The organism is Sandarakinorhabdus sp. (genome assembly GCF_031422795.1).
GTDB lineage: Bacteria > Pseudomonadota > Alphaproteobacteria > Sphingomonadales > Sphingomonadaceae > Sandarakinorhabdus.
In genome coordinates this window covers 1-2,783 of sequence record NZ_JANPML010000072.1, presented here as the reverse complement: position 1 = coordinate 2,783, position 2,783 = coordinate 1, and the positions used below count along the sequence as shown (strand labels likewise).

2 protein-coding genes are annotated in these 2,783 nt (G+C 65.0%); one reads left to right on the top strand and one right to left on the bottom strand.

The genetic code is table 11. The features are described 5' to 3' along the window. Window positions 1-256: 256 nt before the first annotated feature. On the bottom strand, window positions 257-1,906 hold the full coding sequence (locus tag RMO81_RS02930; protein WP_310474236.1) for an electron transfer flavoprotein-ubiquinone oxidoreductase: 1,650 nt from the start codon (window positions 1,904-1,906) through the stop codon (window positions 257-259). Window positions 1,907-2,023: 117 nt separating this feature from the next. On the opposite strand from RMO81_RS02930, the gene RMO81_RS02925 reads away from it, so the two are divergent. Next, window positions 2,024-2,749 (top strand): uracil-DNA glycosylase family protein, encoded by a 726-nt coding sequence (locus RMO81_RS02925; RefSeq protein WP_310474235.1) that lies wholly within the window; start codon window positions 2,024-2,026, stop codon window positions 2,747-2,749. Window positions 2,750-2,783 lie beyond the last annotated feature (34 nt).

The following is a 2,783-nucleotide window of genomic DNA, read 5'->3' as shown; positions in this document are numbered from 1 at the left end:
TGAGGCGAAGATGGCGCGGGCGGTTGGCAAAGTCGAGGGGGGGAGGTGGGGGGGCTGGCGACGCTTGAGGGCGAGGCCAGCGGCCGAGACGCCTCGACCGGTTGGGTGGGTGGAGACATACAACAAGGAAGAGCGTGGCGGAGCCACGCCGTCGGACGAGTCAAAAAGGGCGGGGATGACCCGCCCTTTTCGCTCGCCGTCCGGACTTGCGCGAGTCCGTGTCCATCGCTGCGCGATGGTCACTGGCCGCGCTGCGTCACATATTCGGATAGTTCGGCCCGCCGCCGCCCTCCGGCACCACCCAATTGATATTCTGCGTCATGTCCTTGATATCGCACGTCTTGCAGTGCACGCAGTTCTGCGCGTTGATCTGCAGGCGCGGGGCATTGTCTTCAAGGCCGACGATCTCATACACACCAGCCGGACAATAACGCTGCGCCGGTTCGTCGTACAAAGCGTAATTCACCTCGATCGGCACCGACGCGTCTTTCAGCGTCAGGTGGCAGGGCTGATCTTCCTCGTGGTTGGTGTTCGACATGAACACGCTCGACAGCCGGTCGAAGTTGATCACGCCATCAGGCTTGGGATAATCGATCTTTGGCGCCGCATCCTTGCGGCGCATGTGGGTGTTATCGGGACTGAGCTTGAAGGTGAACGGCAGTTCGTAGCCCAGATATTCCATCCACATCATGATGCCGCCCATGGCGGTGCCCACCGTGGTGCCGAACTTTTCGACCGCCGGCAGCACGTTGCGCACCATCTTGAGCTCTTCGCTCACCCAGCTCTTCTTGTAGGCGGCGTCATACTCGGCCAGTTCGTCGCTGCTGCGCTGGGCAGCAATGGCGGCCACGGCGCATTCGGCGGCCATCATGCCGGTTTTCATCGCGGTGTGGCTGCCCTTGATGCGCGGCACGTTCAGGAAACCGGCAGCGCAGCCGATCAGCGCCCCGCCGGGGAAGGCCAGTTTCGGCACCGCCTGCCAGCCGCCATCATTGATGGCACGCGCGCCATACGAAACGCGGCGACCGCCTTCGAGGATTTCGCGGATGGCCGGGTGGGTCTTCCAGCGCTGGAATTCCTCGAACGGCGACAGATGCGGATTGTCGTAGTTGAGCCACACCGAGAAGCCCAGCGCCACCTGGCCATTGGCCTGATGATACAGGAAGCCACCGCCATTGGCGTCGGACAACGGCCAACCCTGGCTATGGATGACCCGGCCCGGCGCGTGCTTTTCCGCCGGAATGTCCCACAATTCCTTCAAGCCGATGCCATAGATCTGCGGCTGGCTGTCTTTGCGCAGATCAAACCGGTTGATGATCTGCTTCGAAAGATGCCCGCGCGCGCCTTCAGCGAAAAAGGTATATTTGGCGTGGATTTCCAGGCCGGCAGTCCAGCTGTCTTTCCTGGAGCCATCCTTGGCGATCCCCATGTCGCCGGTGGCCACACCCTTCACGCTGCCATCATCGTTGAACAGCACTTCGGCGGCGGCAAAACCGGGGAAGATCTCCACACCCAGCGCTTCGGCCTGCCCGGCCAACCAGCGCGTGAGATTGCCCAGCGACACCGTGTAGCAGCCCTTGTTCTGCATGAACGGCGGCAACAGCCCGTGCGGGAATTCATATTTCTTGGTCGCGGTCAGCACCCAGTGATGGTTTTCCGTCACCGGCACCGTGAGCGGCGAGTCCATGGTGCGCCATTCCGGCAGCAGTTCATCAAGTGCGCGTGGATCAACCACCGCGCCCGACAGGATATGCGCGCCGATTTCGCTGCCCTTTTCAAGGATGCACACCGAAAGCTCGACGCCCAGGCGCTGCGCTTCCTGTTTGGCCCGGATGGCGGCGGAAAGGCCGGCTGGCCCGCCCCCCACGATCACCAGGTCATAGGGCATCGATTCCCGTTCGCTCACTGCTTTTTCCCCATCCTTGCGCCGCCGCTTCGGGCTGGCGCGCGACTGCCATCATTCACCAGATAGCCCGATGACAAGGGCTTGACCAGACGGGGTGCCTGTTGCTTTTGGTCGCTTGTGACATTGCCCTCCATCACGGTCTCCGATCCGGGCGCTGCCTTGGCCTTTCTGGTCAGCGCTGGCGCCACCGAGGCGATGGCCGAACAGCCGCGCCGCTGGCTGGACGCGCCGCCACCGCGCGCCGAACCGCCGCCCGCACAAACGGCAACGCCGGCACCGCGCCCCGTGGCCTCGACTGCGGCACCCGCAGCGCCCACCGCCGAACACCCGGCCCGTGCCTGCGCCGATGGGCCCGCCCTGCTTGCCCTGCTCGGCCGCTTTCCCGATGCCCGCACCCGGCCGCCCTTGCTGTTTCATGGCGCGCTGGAAGCCCGGGTGTGGGTGCTGATCGACCGGCCCGACGCCGATCCCACCCACCGCGACACCATTGATCGCATGCTGGCCGCCATCGATCTGGATTGGAGCCGCGCCGCGCTGGTCAGCCGTCTGCCGTGGCCAACACCGGGCGATGGCGAACCCACGGCCAGCAGCCTGGCCCGTTTTGCCCCCGTGATCGAACGACTGGCCGAACTGGCGCCGCCGGCGCATGTGCTGGCGCTGGGCCAGGCCGCCGCCGAACTGGCGGGCCCGCAGGCCCGGCTGGGCAGCAGCCGTGGCCGCTGGTTTGATTGGCGCGGCGCGCAGCTGATGCCGTCGATCCATCCGCGCGCCATGGGCGGCAACAAGGAACTGAAACGCCAGGCGTTTGAGCATCTGAAATTGTTCCGGGCCGCCATCGGATGATGCGTGCGACCGCCCTTGTTGCGCTGCTGCTGGC